The organism is Streptomyces sp. P9-2, assembly GCF_051903975.1.
Classification (GTDB): domain Bacteria; phylum Actinomycetota; class Actinomycetes; order Streptomycetales; family Streptomycetaceae; genus Streptomyces; species Streptomyces cellulosae.
In genome coordinates, this window is the sequence record NZ_CP192633.1 from 3,214,306 (window position 1) to 3,228,978 (window position 14,673).

At 72.0% G+C, this 14,673-nt stretch carries 14 protein-coding genes; 8 read left to right on the forward strand and 6 right to left on the reverse strand.

What is annotated here, in order from left to right:
- The first annotated feature begins 190 nt into the window (after nt 1–190).
- The 5 genes from ACQY0Z_RS14720 (at nt 191) to ACQY0Z_RS14740 (ending at nt 5,408) form a co-directional block, all read left to right on the forward strand.
- On the forward strand, nt 191–1,015 hold the full coding sequence (locus ACQY0Z_RS14720) for a 1-acyl-sn-glycerol-3-phosphate acyltransferase (protein WP_189896958.1): 825 nt from the start codon (nt 191–193) through the stop codon (nt 1,013–1,015).
- Between the two features lie 34 nt (nt 1,016–1,049).
- Complete coding sequence (gene macS / locus ACQY0Z_RS14725) at nt 1,050–2,288, forward strand: MacS family sensor histidine kinase (protein WP_254587883.1); 1,239 nt, start codon at nt 1,050–1,052, stop codon at nt 2,286–2,288.
- Nucleotides 2,285–2,962, forward strand: a complete 678-nt coding sequence (locus tag ACQY0Z_RS14730) for a response regulator (protein WP_254587882.1) — start codon at nt 2,285–2,287, stop codon at nt 2,960–2,962. Before macS ends, ACQY0Z_RS14730 begins: the two co-directional genes overlap by 4 nt.
- Before the next feature lie 129 nt (nt 2,963–3,091).
- A complete protein-coding gene (locus ACQY0Z_RS14735) occupies nt 3,092–4,120 on the forward strand; it encodes a 6-phosphofructokinase (protein WP_189896770.1) in 1,029 nt (342 codons plus the stop codon).
- A 292-nt stretch (nt 4,121–4,412) separates the two neighbouring features.
- Nucleotides 4,413–5,408 (forward strand): 2-hydroxyacid dehydrogenase, encoded by a 996-nt coding sequence (locus ACQY0Z_RS14740; RefSeq protein ID WP_254588074.1) that lies wholly within the window; start codon nt 4,413–4,415, stop codon nt 5,406–5,408.
- On the opposite strand, the gene ACQY0Z_RS14745 is transcribed toward ACQY0Z_RS14740, so the two are convergent.
- Complete coding sequence (locus ACQY0Z_RS14745; protein WP_439812388.1) at nt 5,360–7,240, reverse strand: anthranilate synthase family protein; 1,881 nt, start codon at nt 7,238–7,240, stop codon at nt 5,360–5,362. The two genes, ACQY0Z_RS14740 and ACQY0Z_RS14745, sit on opposite strands and share 49 nt — an antisense overlap.
- A gap of 106 nt (nt 7,241–7,346) precedes the next feature.
- Nucleotides 7,347–7,403, reverse strand: coding sequence for a trp operon leader peptide (locus ACQY0Z_RS14750; RefSeq protein WP_078493144.1), 57 nt, complete (start codon nt 7,401–7,403; stop codon nt 7,347–7,349).
- Nucleotides 7,404–7,638: 235 nt separating this feature from the next.
- Here ACQY0Z_RS14750 and ACQY0Z_RS14755 point away from each other — a divergent pair, with 235 nt between their 5' ends.
- Nucleotides 7,639–8,994 carry a class II 3-deoxy-7-phosphoheptulonate synthase gene (locus tag ACQY0Z_RS14755; protein ID WP_189896775.1) on the forward strand — a complete coding sequence of 452 codons (1,356 nt, stop codon included), beginning with the start codon at nt 7,639–7,641 and terminating at the stop codon, nt 8,992–8,994.
- A 163-nt stretch (nt 8,995–9,157) separates the two neighbouring features.
- A complete protein-coding gene (locus ACQY0Z_RS14760; protein WP_189896777.1) occupies nt 9,158–9,397 on the forward strand; it encodes a (2Fe-2S)-binding protein in 240 nt (79 codons plus the stop codon).
- 106 nt (nt 9,398–9,503) lie between these two features.
- Here ACQY0Z_RS14760 and bfr read toward each other — a convergent pair whose 3' ends face one another.
- The gene (gene bfr, locus ACQY0Z_RS14765) at nt 9,504–10,022 is read right to left on the reverse strand and encodes a bacterioferritin (RefSeq protein ID WP_254588072.1); all 519 of its coding nucleotides are present in this window, start codon (nt 10,020–10,022) and stop codon (nt 9,504–9,506) included.
- Nucleotides 10,023–10,206: 184 nt separating this feature from the next.
- Here bfr and ACQY0Z_RS14770 point away from each other — a divergent pair, with 184 nt between their 5' ends.
- A complete protein-coding gene (locus ACQY0Z_RS14770) occupies nt 10,207–10,854 on the forward strand; it encodes a sulfite oxidase-like oxidoreductase (protein WP_254588071.1) in 648 nt (215 codons plus the stop codon).
- A gap of 12 nt (nt 10,855–10,866) precedes the next feature.
- Here ACQY0Z_RS14770 and ACQY0Z_RS14775 read toward each other — a convergent pair whose 3' ends face one another.
- From ACQY0Z_RS14775 to ACQY0Z_RS14785, 3 genes are all read right to left on the reverse strand, one after another.
- Nucleotides 10,867–11,745, reverse strand: a complete 879-nt coding sequence (locus ACQY0Z_RS14775) for a deoxyribonuclease IV (protein WP_439812389.1) — start codon at nt 11,743–11,745, stop codon at nt 10,867–10,869.
- Nucleotides 11,746–11,793: 48 nt separating this feature from the next.
- Entirely contained in the window at nt 11,794–13,722 is a 1,929-nt protein-coding gene (gene pknB / locus ACQY0Z_RS14780) for a Stk1 family PASTA domain-containing Ser/Thr kinase (RefSeq protein WP_254588069.1), read from the reverse strand.
- A 155-nt stretch (nt 13,723–13,877) separates the two neighbouring features.
- Nucleotides 13,878–14,672 (reverse strand): thiazole synthase, encoded by a 795-nt coding sequence (locus tag ACQY0Z_RS14785; RefSeq protein WP_254588068.1) that lies wholly within the window; start codon nt 14,670–14,672, stop codon nt 13,878–13,880.
- Between the last annotated feature and the right edge of the window lies 1 nt (nt 14,673).

Sequence of the window (14,673 nt, forward strand, 5' to 3'; positions counted from 1 at the left end):
TGGGACTTTTCCGGACACGTCGACGGTCCGGCACGTCGTCTCGGCCGGCGCGGGACCGGCACAGGGATTGCAGGACCTTCACCGTACGCGACCGCACTGACACCGACCAGGGCCGTCGGGGCCTTCCGCACCGCTCCGGGATATGGTCTGAACAACACGCACAGGAGGCACTCGGTTGTTGTACGGCACGATGAAGGTCGCCATCGGAGGGCCGCTGAAGCTCGCCTTCAGGCCCTGGGTGGAAGGCCTGGAGAACGTCCCCGCCGAGGGCCCCGCCATTCTGGCCAGCAACCACCTGTCGTTCTCGGACTCCTTCTTCCTCCCCGCGGTGCTCGACCGCAAGGTCACCTTCATCGCGAAGGCGGAGTACTTCACCACCCCGGGCGTCAAGGGCAGGATGACGGCGGCCTTCTTCAAGGGCGTCGGCCAGCTCCCCGTGGACCGCTCCGGGGCACGCGGCGCCGGCGAGGCCGCCATCAAGAGCGGCATAGAGGTGCTGGAGCGCGGCGAGCTGTTCGGGATCTACCCCGAGGGCACCCGCTCACCCGACGGCCGCCTCTACCGCGGCAAGCCGGGCGGCCTGGCGCGCGTGGCGCTCGCCACCGGCGCGCCCGTCGTCCCGGTCGCCATGATCGACACGGAGAAGATCCAGCCCCCGGGCCAGGTCATGCCCAAGCTGATGCGCCCCGGCATCCGGATCGGCAAGCCCCTCGACTTCACCCGCTACCAGGGCATGGAGCACGACCGCTTCGTGCTCCGCGCGGTGACGGACGAGGTCATGTACGAGATCATGAAGCTGTCCGGCCAGGAGTACGTCGACATGTACGCCACCGCCATGAAGCGGCAGCTCGCCGAGGCGGCCAAGGCCGAGAAGGAAGCCGAGAAGGCCGAGCGGGAAGCGGAGAAGGCCGCCAGGGCCGCCGTCGCCCGGGCCGACAAGGAACAGGCGGAGAAGCTCAGGGCGTCCCTGGAGCAGACGGACCGGGGACAGGCCGGGGGACCGGCCGAGCGGTAGCGGGCCCGGCACGCACCGGGGGAGTGGGGGGGACATGGCCCAGCGCGACAGAGTCATGCGCATGTCGGTCGAGCAGCCGCTGTGGCGCGCGCTCACCGGCTACCGCGTCCTGACCATGATCTACGCCATCGGCCTGTTCGCCGCCGCCCACGACGGCTTCACCCGCCCCTGGCTCGCCGTCGCCTACTTCGCCGTGCTCGGCGTGTGGACCCTCGCCACCCTCCCCAAGGTCGCGAGCGCCGCCGCCTGCACCAAGCCGTTCCTCGCCGCCGACCTGACCATCGCCCTCACCGGCATCCTCATCACCCCGCTCGCCGACGCCGCCGAACGCGTCCACGACGGCGGACCCACCCTGCCGTCCATATGGACCGCGGGATCCGTCCTCGCCTTCGCCGTCAAGGGCGGCTGGCGCTGGGCGGCCCTCGCCTCCACCCTCGTCGCCGTCGCCAACCTCGTCGAGCGCGGCACCCCCGCCCGCGACACCGTGCACAACGTCGTCCTCGTCTGGGTCGCCTCCATCGCCATCGGCTACGTCGTCGAGGTCGCCCGCGCCTCCGAGCGCACCCTCGCCCGCGCGCTGGAGATCGAGGCCGCCACCCGCGAACGGGAGCGCCTCGCCCGCGACATCCACGACGGCGTGCTCCAGGTCCTGGCGATGGTGCAGCGGCGCGGCGCCGTCATCGGCGGCGAGGCGGCCGAGCTGGGCCGCATGGCCGGCGAGCAGGAGGTCGCGCTGCGCACCCTGGTCTCCGGCGGCCTCGTCCCCGTCTCCCGCGCCTGTGAGGACGCCGCCCAGGGCGCCGTCGTACGAAGCGTGGAGGAGGACGAGCCGGACCACGACGGGCCGGTGGACCTGCGGTCCCTGCTCGCCCCGCACGCCGGGGCCCGGGTCAGCCTCGCCGAACCCGGCGCGCCCGTGACGCTCGCCCGCGAGGCCGCGCGCGAGGTGGCCGCCGCCGTCGGCGCCGCCCTCGACAACGTCCGCCGGCACGCCGGGGAGCAGGCCCGCGCCTGGATCCTGGTCGAGGACGAACCGGACGAGGTGATCGTCACCGTCCGCGACGACGGCCCCGGCATCCCGGAGGGACGCCTCGCCCAGGCCGAGGGGGAGGGACGGCTCGGCGTCGCCCTGTCCATCCGGGGCCGGCTGCGCGATCTCGGCGGCAGCGCCGACGTGATCTCGGTGCCCGGCCAGGGCACGGAGGTCGAACTCCGGGTGCCGAGGCACCAGCAGCAGACGAACGACCCACGGGGGAAGGCGGAACAGCGATGACCGGGACGACACCGATCAGGGTGATGGTGGTCGACGACCACCCGATGTGGCGCGACGCCGTCGCCCGCGACCTCTCCGAGTCCGGCTTCGAGGTCGTCGCCACGGCAGGCGACGGCGACCAGGCGGTGCGCCGCGCCAAGGCCGCCGCACCCGACGTCCTCGTCCTCGACCTCAACCTCCCCGGCAAGCCCGGCGTGCAGGTGTGCAAGGAGGTCGTCGCCGCCGACCCCTCCGTCCGCGTGCTGGTGCTCTCCGCCAGCGGCGAGCACGCCGACGTCCTGGAGGCCGTGAAGTCCGGCGCCACCGGCTATCTGCTGAAGTCCGCCTCCACCGAGGAACTGCGCGACGCCGTGCGCCGCACCGCCGACGGCGACCCGGTCTTCACCCCGGGCCTCGCCGGACTGGTCCTCGGCGAGTACCGCCGCCTCGCCTCCGAACCGGCCGCGCCCGCCGCCGGCGGCGAGGAGCAGAAGGCGCCCCGGCTCACCGAGCGCGAGACCGAGGTGCTGCGCCTGGTCGCCAAGGGCCTGAGCTACAAGCAGATCGCCGAACGCCTCGTCATCTCCCACCGCACCGTGCAGAACCACGTCCAGAACACCCTGGGAAAACTCCAGCTCCACAACCGCGTGGAACTCGTCCGGTACGCCATCGAGCGCGGCCTGGACGACGAGTAGGAGCGCGTCCAACGCGCTTGTTCTTTCCGGTATTTACCGTCCCGGCCATGTCGATGTGACCCCGGTCACCCTTACCGTGCCAGGTGGGAACGAACGGCATTCCGTCGGCCATGGCGAAGGGACACTTCCATGCGGGTCGGAGTACTGACCGGAGGCGGCGACTGCCCCGGGCTCAACGCCGTCATCCGGGCCGTCGTCCGCAAGGGCGTACAGGAGTACGGCTACGAGTTCACCGGGTTCCGGGACGGGTGGCGCGGTCCCCTCGACGGCGTCACCGTCCCCCTCGACATCCCCGCCGTCCGCGGCATCCTGCCCCGCGGCGGCACCGTCCTCGGCTCCTCACGGACCAACCCCCTCAACGAGCAGGACGGCATCCGCAGGATCAAGGACAACCTCGCCGCGCTGGGCGTGGACGCCCTCGTCACCATCGGAGGCGAGGACACCCTCGGCGTCGCCACCCGCCTCGCCGACGCGTACGGCGTCCCCTGCGTGGGCGTGCCGAAGACCATCGACAACGACCTGTCCGGCACCGACTACACCTTCGGCTTCGACACCGCCGTCGGCATCGCCACCGAGGCCATCGACCGGCTGCACACCACCGCCGAGTCCCACATGCGCGTCCTGGTCGTCGAGGTGATGGGCCGCCACTCCGGCTGGATCGCCCTCCACTCGGGCCTCGCCGGCGGCGCCAACGTCATCCTCATCCCCGAGCACCCCTTCGACGTCGACCAGGTGTGCGCGTGGGTGACCTCCCGGTTCCGCGCCTCGTACGCCCCCATCGTGGTCGTCGCGGAGGGGGCGGTGCCGCGCGACGGCGACATGGTGCTCAAGGACCAGTCCCTGGACGCGTTCGGACACGTCCGGCTGTCCGGGGTGGGCGAGTGGCTCGCCAAGCAGATCGAGAAACGCACGGGGAAGGAGGCCAGGACCACGGTCCTCGGGCACGTCCAGCGCGGCGGCACGCCCAGTGCCCACGACCGGTGGCTCGCCACCCGCTTCGGTCTCCACGCGATCGACTGCGTCCGCGACGGGGACTTCGGCAAGATGGTCGCCCTCCAGGGCACGGACATCGTCCGCGTCCCGATGGCGGACGCGACGGCACACCTGAAGACGGTCCCGCCGTCCCTCTACGAGGAGGTGGGGGTCTTCTTCGGGTAGCACCCGGCCGCGGGCAGTCCGAGGCTGATCGCGCAGTTCCCCGCGCCCCTGAGGGGCGCCCCGCCACCCCAGCCGCGGGCGATCGTGCCGCAGGGGCGATGGGGGCCCCGCTCTTGAGCGAAGCCGAGCATGGGGGAGGGTGGGCGTGGCGGCACCCCGCAAGCCCCGGGCTGCGCAACACCCCCCGCACCGACACCGCGCACGGACCCAACCGGCCCAAGGCACCCCCACCCACGGCCCCGTATCCTCACGGAACAGGGAAGCAAACCACCCCAAACCCCCGGAGGGGCCCGTGGAGATCCTCGCCTTCGGCGTCCAGGCAGACGAAAAGCCCCTCATCACCCGCGCCTTCGCGAACCACCACCCCGTCCACCCCCTCGACGTCTTCCTCACCAACGACACCGCACCCATCGCCGCCGGCCACGAGATCATCTCCACCAGCGTCAACTGCGACCTCGGCCCGGACGTCCTCTCCAACCTCGCCACCGGCGGGACCCGGATGGTCGCCCAGCGCTCCACCGGCTTCAACAACGTCGACCTGGACGTCGCCGAACGCCTCGGCATCACCGTCGCCCGCGTCTCCTCCTACTCCCCGTACTCGGTCGCCGAGTTCGCCTGGACCCTCGCCATGGCGGTCAACCGCCGTATCGTCCGCGCCTCCACCCGCACCCGCGACTTCGACTTCCGCCTGAACGGACTCATGGGCCGCGACCTGCACGGCCGCACCGCCGGCGTCCTCGGCACCGGGAAGATCGGAGAGGCGTTCGCCCGCATCGCCCACGGCTTCGGCATGCGGCTGCTCGGCTGGGACGTCGCTGAGAACCCGGCCTGCCGCGAGCTGGGCATGACGTACGTCCCGAAGGAGCAGCTGCTCGCCGAGTCCGACCTGGTCAGCCTGCACGTGCCGCTGCTGCCGGAGACCCGGCACCTCATCGACGCGACCGCGCTGAAGACCATGCGGGACGACGCGATCCTGGTGAACTCCAGCCGGGGCGGCCTGGTCGACACCGCCGCCCTCGTCGACGAGCTGCGCGCCGGCCGCTTCACCGGCGTCGGCCTGGACGTGTACGAGGCGGAGGCGGGCCTGTTCTTCCTCGACAAGTCCCTGGAGGCCGTCGACGACGACACCCTGGCCCGCCTCGTCACCTTCCCCAACGTCGTGGTCACGTCCCACCAGGCGTACTACACCGTGGACGCGGTCGGCCAGATCGTCGCGACGACCGTGGAGAACGTCCTCGACTACACCGCCGGCCGCCGCTCCGAGAACGTGCTGGTGCCGCGCAGCTGACCCATCAGCTCCCGCACCACGGCCGCGCCGTTCAGGCTCAGCACCGACTCGGGGTGGAACTGCACGCCCGCGAAACCGGGACCCCGCACCGCGTGCACCTCGCCGTTCGCCGCGCGGCTCACCTCGACGCCGTGGGCGGCCAGCTCCCGCGCGGCCTCGTCGTCGCACGTCGCCACGAAGCTGTTGTAGAAGCCGACCGTCTCCGGCCGTCCGAACAGGTCGATCTCCGTCTGCGCCCCCTGGTACGGCACCTCCTTGCGGACGATGTCCAGGCCCAGCTCGGCCGCGATCAGCTCATGGCCGAGGCAGACGCCGAGCACGCCGTGCCGGTTGCCGGCGATCACCTCGGCGGTCAGCCCGCGCAGGAACCGCATCTTCGGGTCGGCCGTGTCCGAGGGGTCGCCGGGGCCGGGGCCCAGCACCAGCGGACCCTCGTGCGCGAGGACCGCCTCCCGCAGTCCCGGCTCGTCGTAGCGGCGCACGGTGACCTCCAGGCCGGCCGCCCGCAGCACATGGGCGAGCATCGCGGTGAACGTGTCCTCCGCGTCCACCACCAGCGCGTGCCCGGTGAGCGCGTCCGACCGCTCCTGCATCCGCAGCCAGAACGGCGCGAGCGAGGCCCGGCGCCCGTCGAGGGCGGCCCGCACGCGCGGATCCTCCGCCAGCTTCGGCCGTACGGCCTCCGCGCGCGGGCGTCCCGGGCGTACGCCCAGCGCGGCCAGCACCCCGGCCGCCTTGGCGTGCGTCTCCGCGACCTCCCCGGCCGGGTCCGAGCCGCGCACCAGCGTGGCGCCGACCGGCACCCGCAGGCGTCCGGCCGCGTCGATGTCGGCGGTGCGGATCAGGATGGGGGAGTCCAGCGTCTGGGCGCCGCCCTCGTCCCGGCCGATCAGGGCCAGCGCGCCCGCGTAGTAGCCGCGTCCGCCGGCCTCGTGCCGCTCGATCACCCGGCAGGCGTTCTGCACCGGCGAGCCGGTGACGGTCGCCGCGAACATCGTCTCCCGCAGCACCTCGCGCACGTCCAGCGAGGAGCGGCCGCGCAGCTCGTACTCGGTGTGCGCGAGGTGCGCCATCTCCTTCAGGCGGGGGCCGATCACCACGCCGCCCCGGTCGCCGACCGTGCACATCATCTTGAGCTCCTCGTCGACGACCATCGACAGCTCCTCGATCTCCTTGCCGTCGGCGAGGAAGCGGAGCAGGTGCTCGGGGGTGGGGCCCTCGGCGGGGTAGCGGTACGTGCCGCTGATCGGGTTCATCACGACGGTCCCGCCGGACGCGCGCACATGCACTTCGGGGCTCGCGCCCACCAGCGTGCGCTCTCCGGTGTGCACGACGAACGTCCAGTACGCGCCCCGCTCGCCCTCCAGCAGCCGCCGGAACAACGCGAGCGCGTCGGCCCGCCCGAACCCGGGGATCTCACCCTCGTACGTTCTGCGGATCACGAAGTTGGCGCCCTCGCCGCGGCCGATCTCCTCGTCGAGGACCCGGCCGACGATCCGCGCGTACTCCTCGTCGCCGACGTCGAAGCCGCCGCCCTCCACCCGCACGTCGTGCGCGGGAAGCGCCGCCAGGGCCTCGTCGAGGGGGATCTCGTGCCGCTCCTCGGGCGTCAGCACCAGCAGCGGGGTGCCGTCGTCGCGGACGTCGAAGCCGCGCTCGCGGATCTGCCGGAAGGGCACCAGCGCCAGACCCTCGTCGGGCAGGTCGGCCAGGCGGTCACGGGAGGCGACCGGCCCGATCAGCAGCTCCACCGTGTCGTGGTCGTGGCCGGGGGTGCGGCGGCGCAGCAGGGCGAAGGGGCGGTCCTCGTGCGGGAGCCGTGCCAGGTCCATGGGGCGTTCCTCGTTTCGTCGCTGTCGTGAGCGGTGAGGAACGGCCCCGGAAACCACCGAAGGCCGCCCCTCGGGCGGCCTTCGCGAAGTCGGTGCGTACGCGCAGTCAGTGGGCCGCCGGATGAGCGGTCCACCACCAGGTGCGGGTCGAGTGCGCGAACATGGACAGCACGCTACACGATGACAACCGGGACGCGTGAGCCTCGGCGTCGTTGCCCAGGGCGCTCCCCGCCGACGCCGGGATGGCCCGAAGCTCGAGACGCTGCTTCAGCTCGGCGCGGTGTGCTCCCCGCCCCCCGGGGATGGCGGATCCGGTCCGGTCCGCGAGGCCGGACGGGGCCGTCTCACTGGATGAGCGAGGCCAAAGGCACCCGAAGCGACCGCGTACTGTGGAGCTCGTGACCGTGAACGCTGATTCTCTGAGCGTCGCCGCACAGGCGACATGGCGAAACCTGCCCGCGGCGCAGCAGCCCGAGTACCCGGATGCCGAGGCTCTGCGCGATGTGATCGCGGACCTCGAGTCGTATCCCCCGCTGGTGTTCGCCGGCGAGTGCGACCAGCTGCGAGCCCGTATGGCGGCGGTCGCCCGAGGCGAGGCGTTCCTCCTTCAGGGCGGCGACTGCGCCGAGTCGTTCGACGCGGTGTCCGCCGAGCACATCCGGGCGAAGCTCAAGACGCTGCTCCAGATGGGCGCCGTCCTCACCTACGCCGCCTCCGTGCCGGTCGTGAAGGTCGGGCGGATCGCCGGGCAGTACTCCAAGCCGCGCTCCAAGCCGACCGAGACCCGTGACGGTGTGACGCTGCCGACGTACCGGGGCGACTCGGTGAACGGCTTCGAGTTCACCGAGGAGGCCCGGGTCCCGGACCCGGAGCGGCTGAAGCGGATGTACCACGCGTCGGCGTCCACGCTGAACCTGGTGCGGGCCTTCACCACCGGCGGTTACGCCGACCTGCGCCAGGTGCACGCCTGGAACCAGGACTTCGTGAAGTCGTCGCCGTCCGGCCAGCGCTACGAGCAGCTGGCGCGGGAGATCGACCAGGCGCTGAACTTCATGCGGGCCTGCGGCGCGGAGCCGGAGGAGTTCAAGACCGTCGAGTTCTTCTCGTCGCACGAGGCGCTGCTGCTCGACTACGAGTCGGCGCTCACCCGCGTGGACTCGCGCACGGGTCAGCTGTACGACGTCTCCGCGCACATGGTGTGGATCGGTGAGCGCACCCGGCAGCTGGACCACGCGCACATCGAGTTCGCCTCGCGGATCCGCAACCCGATCGGCATCAAGCTCGGCCCGACCACGACGGCCGAGGAGGCGCTGCAGTACATCGACCGCCTCGACCCGGAGCGGGAGCCCGGCCGGCTGACGTTCATCGTCCGGATGGGCGCGGACAAGATCCGCGACAAGCTCCCCGAGCTGGTGGAGAAGGTGACCGCGTCCGGCGCGACCGTGGCGTGGGTGACGGACCCGATGCACGGCAACACCTTCGAGGCCGCCTCCGGCCACAAGACCCGCCGCTTCGACGACGTGCTCGACGAGGTGAAGGGCTTCTTCGAGGTCCACAAGGAGCTGGGCACCCACCCGGGCGGCATCCATGTGGAGCTCACGGGTGACGACGTCACCGAGTGCGTGGGCGGCGGCGACGAGATCTTCGTCGACGACCTGCACCAGCGCTACGAGACGGCGTGCGACCCGCGGCTGAACCGCAGCCAGTCGCTCGACCTGGCGTTCCTGGTCGCGGAGATGTACCGGGACCAGTGACCGGCGGGGCCGGCTGATGGAAGTCGGGGGTGGGGCGTGTCTCACACGGGACGGCGCCCCACCCCCCTTTCGTGCCCGCGAAGGGCGTAGGTAAGGTTAGGTTTGCCTCACCGACGGAGGGTCGGTACGGCACGACCCAGATCTTCGTCGGGAGGTGACCCGCGTGTTCGTCTGCAGCTGTTTCGGCGTGACCGAGGAACAGGTGAAGAGCCACGCGGAAGCCGGTGCCTGCACGCCCCGGCAGATCGCCTCCGCCTGCAAGGCCGGCACGGACTGCGGCGGCTGCGTCCGGCGCATCCAGGCGCTGCTCGGCCGCGGCGCCTGCCCCCGGCGGCAGGTCATCGACCAGGGCGGGCAGCCGCTCGTGGCCGACGTCGCGCCGGAGGTCCCGGAAGCCGCCTAGCTCTTTCGTCTGGATCAGGCCGGCCGTGGGACGCGGTGCGTCTTGGCCGACGCCGGGGTGATCCGAACGAAAGGCCCTGGCGCGCCCCGCAGGTTCCCCGGCGCCGTCAGGGCGTCTTGAAGCCGTGCGTCCCGGGGCCCGAGGGGTCGGGCTGGGTCTGCTCGATCACCGTCGACAGGTAGAGCGCCTCGCCCAGTTTGTCGATCAGCTCCAGCTGGGTGTCCAGGTAGTCGATATGGTGCTCCTCGTCGGCCAGGATGGCCTCGAAGATGTTGGCCGAGGTGATGTCGTTCTTGTTGCGCATGACCTCGACGCCGCGGCGGAGCCGGTCGATCGCCTCGAGCTCGATCTCGCGGTCGGCCTGGAACATCTCGGTGACGGTCTGCCCGACGCGGACGTGGAACAGCCGCTGGTAGTTCGGCAGGCCGTCCAGCAGCAGGATCCGGTCGGTGAGCAGCTCGGCGTGACGCATCTCGTCGAAGGACTCGTCGCGGGTGTACTTGGCGAGCTTGTGCCAGCCCTTGTGGTCCTGGAGCTTGGAGTGCAGGAAGTACTGGTTGATCGCCGTGAGCTCGGCGGTCAGCTGCTCGTTGAGGAACTCGATGACCTCGGGATCGCCCTGCATGGCACGGGCTCCTTCCGCGTGGGGGAATGTGCGGGTCGGGGCGCATGATTGCATCGGCGCGGAAGATCTTCCAGTAAGTCTTGACTTAGTAAGTAATCCCACACTTGGTCCGTTATGGCCCTGAATAGCCGATTGTTCGGGGCCCGGTTCAGGAGCATGGCCACCGGTCTGTCAGGATGGAGACATGGGTCAGCCGGCGGAACGCGAATCGGGGGAGCGCGCGACACGAGGAGCGGCGGATCTCCAGCTCCCGCCGGGACAGCGGCTCCAGAAGGGCTGGCCGGTCACCCACTACGGGCCGGTCCCCAAGTTCCGCCCGGAGCGCTGGGAGTTCCGTGTCTTCGGCGCCACCGCCGACGGCGAGAAGCACCGCTGGACCCACGAGGAGTTCACGGCGCTGCCGTACACGACGGTCGAGGCCGATCTGCACTGCGTGACCAAGTTCAGCATGGTCGGCGCGGAGTGGGGCGGGATCCCGGCGCGCACGGTGGTGGAGATCGCCCCGCCCGCCCCGGACGTCACCCATGTGATGGTGTGGGCGGAGTACGGCTTCAGCTCCAACCTGCGGCTGGAGGACTTCACGTCCGAGCGCACGCTGTTCGCCACCCACAAGGACGGTGAGCTGCTCACCGCCGAGCACGGCTTCCCGCTGCGTCTGATCGTGCCGCACCTGTACGCGTGGAAGGGCCCCAAGTGGGTCCGCGGCGTGGAGTACATGACCGCCGACCGCCGGGGCTTCTGGGAGGAGCGCGGCTACCACAACGTCGGCGACCCCTGGAAGGAGCAGCGCTACTCCTACCAGGAGGAGCCCGGGGACGGCCCCGAGCTCTGAGACCCGGGGCTCTCAGCCCTCGCGGAGCTTCTTCAGCCGCTCCACGTCCGCCGCGTGCCCCTCCTTGCCGCCGGGCGTCTCGATCACCAGCGGCACACCCGCGGTCTCCGGGTGCGTCATCAGGTCCCGGAACGGGTCCTCACCGATGTGACCGGCGCCGATGTTGGCGTGCCGGTCCTTGTGGGCGCCGACGACGTCCTTGGAATCGTTGGCGTGGATCAGCTTCAGCCGTCCCGCGCCGACGGTCGCGGCCAGCTCGTCCAGGGTGCGGTGCGCGCCGCCGGGTCCCGCCAGGTCGTGCCCGGCCGCGAAGACGTGGCAGGTGTCCAGGCAGACGCCGAGCTTCGGATGGTCGTCCAGCTGCTCGACGTACGGGCCGAGGTCCTCGACCAGGGAGCACAGCGAGGCCCCCTGGCCGGCGGTCGGCTCCAGCAGCAGGTACGGGTCGTCGTCGCGGGTCAGCTCGTCCAGCAGAGGCAGCATGTGCTCCCGTACCTGCTTCAGCGCCACCGCGCGGTCACGGCCACCGGTCGCGCTGCCGGTGTGCACGACCACGCCGAGCGCGCCGATCTCCCGGCCTCGGCGCAGCGAGTGCCGCAGGGACTCCACCGACCGTTCCACGGTCGCCTCGGTGTGCGAACCGAAGTTGATCAGGTAGGGGGCGTGCACGTACGCCGGGATCGACGCCTCGGCGCAGGCCGCGCGGAACGCCTCGTCCTGGAGGGGGTTGCCGACGGGGGTGGCCCAGCCGCGCGGGTTGGCGACGAAGACCTGCACGGTCTCCGCGCCCAGGTCACGGGCGTAGGACAGGCCGACGGAGTGCAGACCGCCGGCCACGGGGACGTGACTGCCGATCGGGTTGCGGGCGGGGCCGGACGGGTGACTCTTCACCCGTCAAGGGTGTCACGGCCGCGCGTGTCACCCGGACGGCCCCCTCCGTCACCTGATCTTGAGGGTGATCGTCGAGCCCTTGGGCGCGGTCTCGCCGCCGTCCACCGACTGGTCCTTGACGGTGTCGCCGAACAGGCCCAGCAGGCCGCGGTCCTCCTTCACGCCGAACCCGGCGCCCTCCAGCTTCTCGCGGGCCTCGTCCACGCTGTCGCCGACGACGTCCGGCACCTCGACCATCTCCGGGCCCTTGGACAGGGTGAGGGTGACGGTGTCGCCCTCCGCGGCCTCTCCGCCGGCGCCCGGGGTCTGCCGGGCCACCTTGCCGGCGTCGTGCTCGGAGTGGACCCGCTCCTCGGCGATCTCCACCTCGAGCCCGGCCTCCTCCAGCTCGGCGCGCGCGTCCTCCGGGTCGTCGCCGGTGACGTCGGGCACGTCCACGGGGCTGCCCTTGCTGACGGTCAGCTTCACCGCCGTGCCCGCGCGGACCTTGGTGCCCTTGCCCGGCTCGGTGGAGATCACCGCATTCCTGGGCACGGAGTCGCTGAACTCGCGGGTCACCATGCCCGGCTTCAGGCCCTCGTCCTCCAGCAGCGACCGCGCCTTGTCCAGCGCGTAGCCGTCCAGGTCGGGCACGCGTACGGTCTGCGGACCCTTGGACACGGTCAGGGACACCGAGGCGCTGCCGCGGACGCGGACGCCCGCCGCCGGGTCGGTGCTGATGACCTTGCCCCGCTCGACGGTGTCGCTGTACTCCTCCTCGACCTCGCCCACGTCGAGCCCGGCCTCGGCGAGCCGGTCGCGGGCCTGCTGCTCGGTCTTCGACAGCACCGGCGGGACCTTGGTGAACTGGCCGGAGTTGATGTACCAGATGCCCGCGCCCAGGCCGAGCACCAGCAGCACGGCCACGACGATCGCGGCGGGGCCGCGCCGCACGGCCGTGCGGCGCCGGGGCGGCAGCGGGGGAGGGGACCGGAAGCGGCTGGTGCGGTGGACACGGTCCGCGCCGTCGTCGTCCTCGTTCACGGGGAGGGGGCGCGGCACGGTGAGCGAGCGTGGGATGACGCTGGTGCGGTCGTCGGCGTTGTCGTGCTCCGCGGACAGCGCCTGCGGGGGCAGCGCGTCCAGCTGCTCGTCGGTGAGCCGGGCGCGTGCCTCGCGGGTCACGGCGAAGAGCGCCACCGCGTCGGCCGGGCGGGCCCCCGCGTCGCGCGCGGTCGCCGCCGCGACCAGCGAGTCCAGCGCGGGCGCCAGACCCGGCACCACCTCGGAGGGCGGCGGCACGTCGTCGTGCAGGTGTTTGTAGAGGACGATCGCGGGCGAGTCGCCGTCGTGCGGCTTCTCGCCGGTCAGCATCTCGTAGAGCAGGATGCCGCAGGCGTACACGTCGACGCGGGGGTCGGCGGTTCCGTGCTCTATCTGCTCCGGGGCCAGGTACGACACGGTGCCCAGCACCGTGCCCGTGCTGTTGGTGACCGTGTCCACCGAGCGGACCAGGCCGAAGTCGGCGACCTTGACCCGGCCGTCGTCCCCGATCAGCACGTTCTCCGGCTTCATGTCGCGGTGCACGAACCCCGCGCGATGGGCGGCGCCCAGCGCGGCCAGCACCGGCTCCAGGATGTCCAGCGCGGCCCGCGCCTGCAGCGCCCCGCGCTCCCGCAGCACGTCCCGCAGGGTGCAGCCCGGGATGTACTCCATCGCCAGGTAGACGTACCCCCCGTCGGTGCCCTGGTCGAAGACCTGGACGACGTTGGGATGGGCCAGCCGGGCGACGGACTTCGCCTCGCGGATGAAGCGCTCCACGAAACTGGCGTCGGACGCCAGCGAGGGGTGCATCACCTTGAGCGCGAGGATGCGGTCGAGGCGGGTGTCCAGGGCCCGGTAGACCGTGGCCATCCCGCCGACGGCGATCCGCGCCTCGACGCGGTAGCGGCCGTCGAGCACCTGCCCGACCAGCGGGTCCTGAAGGGTCGTGTCCACGCAGCGAGTCTACGAGTCCGCGGTGACAGCCCCGGCCCGTTCAACCGCCGTTGGAGCGGACCTGTGACCTGTGTTACCCGACCGCGTCCGAAACACGGTCGGTGCGCGGGCCGGGAGGCGGGTCCGGCGGCGGGCCGGAACGCTGCCGTCCGGCGTCAGAACGCGGGCCGTTCCGGGTCCAGCTCCGCCCGGCCCTCGACCGGCGAGGACGCCTGCGCGAAGAGACGCCGGGGGATGCGCCCGGCCCGCCGCGCGAGCCGTCCCGCCTCCACCGCGCTCCGCATCGCGGACGCCATCAGCACCGGCTCCTGGGCGCGGGTCACGGCGGACGCCAGCATCACGCCCGCGCAGCCCAGCTCCATCGCCAGCGCCGCGTCCGACGCCGTGCCGGCGCCCGCGTCCAGGATCACCGGCACGCCCGCGCGCTCCACGATCAGCTCGAAGTTGTGCGGGTTGCGGATGCCGAGGCCCGAGCCGATCGGGGAACCCAGCGGCATCACGGCCGCACAGCCCACGTCCTCCAGCTTCCGCGCCAGCACCGGGTCGTCGTTGGTGTACGGCAGCACCGTGAACCCGTCGTCGACCAGCGTCTCCGCCGCGTCCAGCAGTTCCACCGGGTCCGGCAGCAGGGTGCGCTCGTCGGCCACGACCTCCAGCTTCACCAGGTCCGTGCCCAGGGCCTCCCGGGCCAGCCGCGCGGTGAGCACGGCCTCGCCTGCCGTGAAGCAGCCGGCGGTGTTCGGCAGCACCTCCACGCCGAGCTTGCGCAGCACCGACAGCACCGACCCCTGCACCGAGGGGTCCACCCGCCGCATCGCGACGGTCGTCAGCTCCGTGCCGGACGCCACCAGCGCCCGCTCCAGCACGTCGAGGCTCGGCGCCCCGCCGGTGCCCATGATCAGCCGGGACGTGAAGGTCCGGCCGCCGAGGACAAGGGGATCGTCGGCCATG

What these genes read in the sequence shown, in the direction of transcription:
- ACQY0Z_RS14720 (WP_189896958.1), top strand. Translation starts at nt 191, where the DNA reads ATGAAGGTCGCCATCGGAGGGCCGCTGAAGCTCGCCTTCAGGCCCTGG.
- macS (WP_254587883.1), top strand. Translation starts at nt 1,050, where the DNA reads ATGGCCCAGCGCGACAGAGTCATGCGCATGTCGGTCGAGCAGCCGCTG.
- ACQY0Z_RS14730 (WP_254587882.1), top strand. Translation starts at nt 2,285, where the DNA reads ATGACCGGGACGACACCGATCAGGGTGATGGTGGTCGACGACCACCCG.
- ACQY0Z_RS14735 (WP_189896770.1), top strand. Translation starts at nt 3,092, where the DNA reads ATGCGGGTCGGAGTACTGACCGGAGGCGGCGACTGCCCCGGGCTCAAC.
- ACQY0Z_RS14745 (WP_439812388.1), bottom strand. Translation starts at nt 7,240, where the DNA reads ATGGACCTGGCACGGCTCCCGCACGAGGACCGCCCCTTCGCCCTGCTG.
- bfr (WP_254588072.1), bottom strand. Translation starts at nt 10,022, where the DNA reads ATGCAGGGCGATCCCGAGGTCATCGAGTTCCTCAACGAGCAGCTGACC.
- ACQY0Z_RS14770 (WP_254588071.1), top strand. Translation starts at nt 10,207, where the DNA reads ATGGGTCAGCCGGCGGAACGCGAATCGGGGGAGCGCGCGACACGAGGA.
- ACQY0Z_RS14785 (WP_254588068.1), bottom strand. Translation starts at nt 14,672, where the DNA reads ATGGCCGACGATCCCCTTGTCCTCGGCGGCCGGACCTTCACGTCCCGG.